Here is a 2,677-nt window from a genome sequence, read left to right as displayed (position 1 = left end):
GGCTAATCAACACGCCTGACATTTTAATAATCTATTATGGTAGACTTTTGAATATTTTTGTAGAATATTACGTAGATAGAAAATATAGTTTTTGTTCTGGATGAAGGGAGAATATTATGGATGTTAATGTATTAAATGCACTTATGAATTTAGGAGCCTATTTAAATAATGACATTAAAGATATATACTCAGGATCAAATCGGATGAATAGTCAGGGAACTGCACTGGAATTTTATGTTAAAGATGCATACTGTAATGCATTTGATACAGAAAACATTGAAGAGAAAATAAAAATACATGAGCAATACTTTTCATATTTAGGTAATGATTCTAATCCACCTGATTTTGTTATTAAAGATGGTGAAGGTGTAGAAGTGAAAAAATTAGAATCCCTCACAGGACAACTGCAATTGAATAGTTCATATCCTAAAAATAAACTCAGACAGAGTGATTCGCGTATTTCTAATGAATGTCGTACTTGTGATGGTGGAAAGTGGATTGAAAAGGATATGATGTATTCTATTGGTTTCATTCCAAAAAGTAGTAATAAAATCAAATTATTATGGTTTGTAGATGGCGAAGTATATGCTGCAGATGATATAGTTTATAAAAATGTATTTGAACGTTTATCTAGTATTATTGAAACTGAATTTAAAGGATTAACATCAAAAACTAATGAATTAGCTAGATTTAATAAAATAGATAGTAGAGGGTTAACTGATCTACGCGTTCGTTCGATGTGGTTATTACAAAATCCAATCAAAGCATTTAAGGACATTATTCTTTTTGATAAGGAGAATGAGTTTTCAGTAATTGCTATTATAAAGAAGGAAAAGTATGAAGCATATGCTAATAAAGAAGAGTTTGAACAGTTTGTTCAAAATAGCTCTTATGTGGAGATAGAGAATGTTACAATTCCGCATCCAACTAACGCTAATGCAGAGGAACAGGTTGTTGTTATACATATGGCATATAAATCTTTAGAAGAAACTCGAGAAGTTTCACAAGGTACAGAGCGTTTATCGCTATTTTAAAAAACATAAAATTTTTAATTAATTAAGATCACCTAGATTGGGTGGTCTTTCTTATTGATAATTTGTCTTTAAAAACGTAAACTAATTGATAGAAATGTCGAAGGGAGCATGTGAAATGGTAAAGGTAGATGAACGAGGTCGAGGGAAATTTAAACCAGCTCCTGATTATAGCTTGGAAGAAGTTAGGGAAACCTTATTACAAAAAATTGAAGAAGAACGACAAAAAGAGGTCGATACACGTAGTGATTTTGATGAAAATGATCTGAGCTATAACGAGAATAAATATAATGTTATAAGTTTATTTTGTGGAGCTGGGGGATTAGACTTAGGAGTTGAGTTAGCTGGGTTAGAAGCTGTTGTAGGAACAGAGCGAGCAATGGAAGCTTTTCAAAATAAAGAAATTTATAATGCTATTCGTCATGAAAGTATTTTTCATAAAACATATGCCAACGACTTTTTTAGAGAAGCATTGCAAACATATAGAAATAATTTTTCTCAAGACGTGTATTTGCACAATAAGGATATAAGAAAAGTTCATACGTTTCCAAATGCAGACCTTGTATTAGGAGGATTTCCGTGTCCGGGTTTCAGTGAAGCTGGTCCACGACTGGTTGATGATGAACGTAACTTTTTATATTTACATTTTATTAGGTGCTTAATGCAAACCCAACCGAAGTTCTTTGTTGCCGAAAATGTTAAAGGTATGCTTACACTTGGAAAAGGGGAAGTGTTCAAGCAAATTGTGCAGGATTTTGAAGCTGCGGGGTACCGTGTATATACCAAATTGGTAAATTCTCGTGATTATGGAGTTCCACAATTGAGAGAACGTGTATTTTTAGTTGGTGTGAGAAACGATTTAGAGTTTGTTTATGAATTTCCTGAGCCGACTCATGGTGAAGATGAGGAGTTACTACCATATGTTACTTTGAAACAAGCAATTGGGGATTTGGAAAGTGATCCAGGACCTTACTTTACTGGTTCTTATTCAACAATATTTATGAGTCGTAATCGTAAGAAAAATTGGGATCAACAAAGTTTTACAATTCAAGCAAGTGGTCGACAAGCTCCAATTCATCCAGGCGGACTACCAATGGAGAATGTTGATAAAAACAAATGGATTTTTCCAGATGGTGAAGAGAATAATCGTCGCTTGTCGGTAAAAGAGATTGCTCGCATTCAAACATTTCCGGATTGGTATAAATTTAGCGATGGTGATAACCAAAAAATGAGTGTGAATGGTCGATTGGACAAGATTTATAAACAAATTGGCAATGCAGTTCCTGTTTTATTAGCTCGTGCAATTGTTAAACCGATTGCTGAATACGCGGTGAGTCAGCCGATAAATAGGGAGGATCAATTGATTTTTAATATATAATATATATCTACAGTAATGGTATATAAGAAATGATTTTTATATAATTAAATTTCTTTGTTTTAGAAAGGCTAGAAGGATAAGTCCAAGTGAAGAAATTTTAAGGATCTATCCTTTTATAGTAGAGTTCTTTAGACGATATTATGTAGATGATATTCTACATAATATCGTCTTTTTTCGTTTTAAAAGTTAAAATAGTAGTAAAGACTTTTAGTAAAGGATGTTTTTATGGCTGTTTCATTTGCTAATTTAGATAAAGTAAATTTAATAT

2 protein-coding genes are annotated in these 2,677 nt (G+C 32.3%); both read left to right on the top strand.

Annotation, left to right across the window (positions count from 1 at the left end):
* The first annotated feature begins 116 nt into the window (after positions 1-116).
* Positions 117-1,034, top strand: a complete 918-nt coding sequence (locus V7024_RS14160; protein ID WP_335521065.1) for an NgoPII family restriction endonuclease — start codon at positions 117-119, stop codon at positions 1,032-1,034.
* 115 nt (positions 1,035-1,149) lie between these two features.
* Positions 1,150-2,409, top strand: coding sequence for a DNA cytosine methyltransferase (locus V7024_RS14155; protein WP_335521063.1), 1,260 nt, complete (start codon positions 1,150-1,152; stop codon positions 2,407-2,409).
* The last annotated feature ends 268 nt before the right edge of the window (positions 2,410-2,677 follow it).

The sequence above is a fragment of the Bacillus sp. JJ864 genome (genome assembly GCF_036963045.1).
Taxonomy (GTDB): Bacteria; Bacillota; Bacilli; order Bacillales; family Bacillaceae_G; genus Bacillus_A; species Bacillus_A pseudomycoides_C.
Note: the sequence above shows the minus strand (reverse complement) of the source record. Positions and strands in the feature narration are given on the sequence as shown.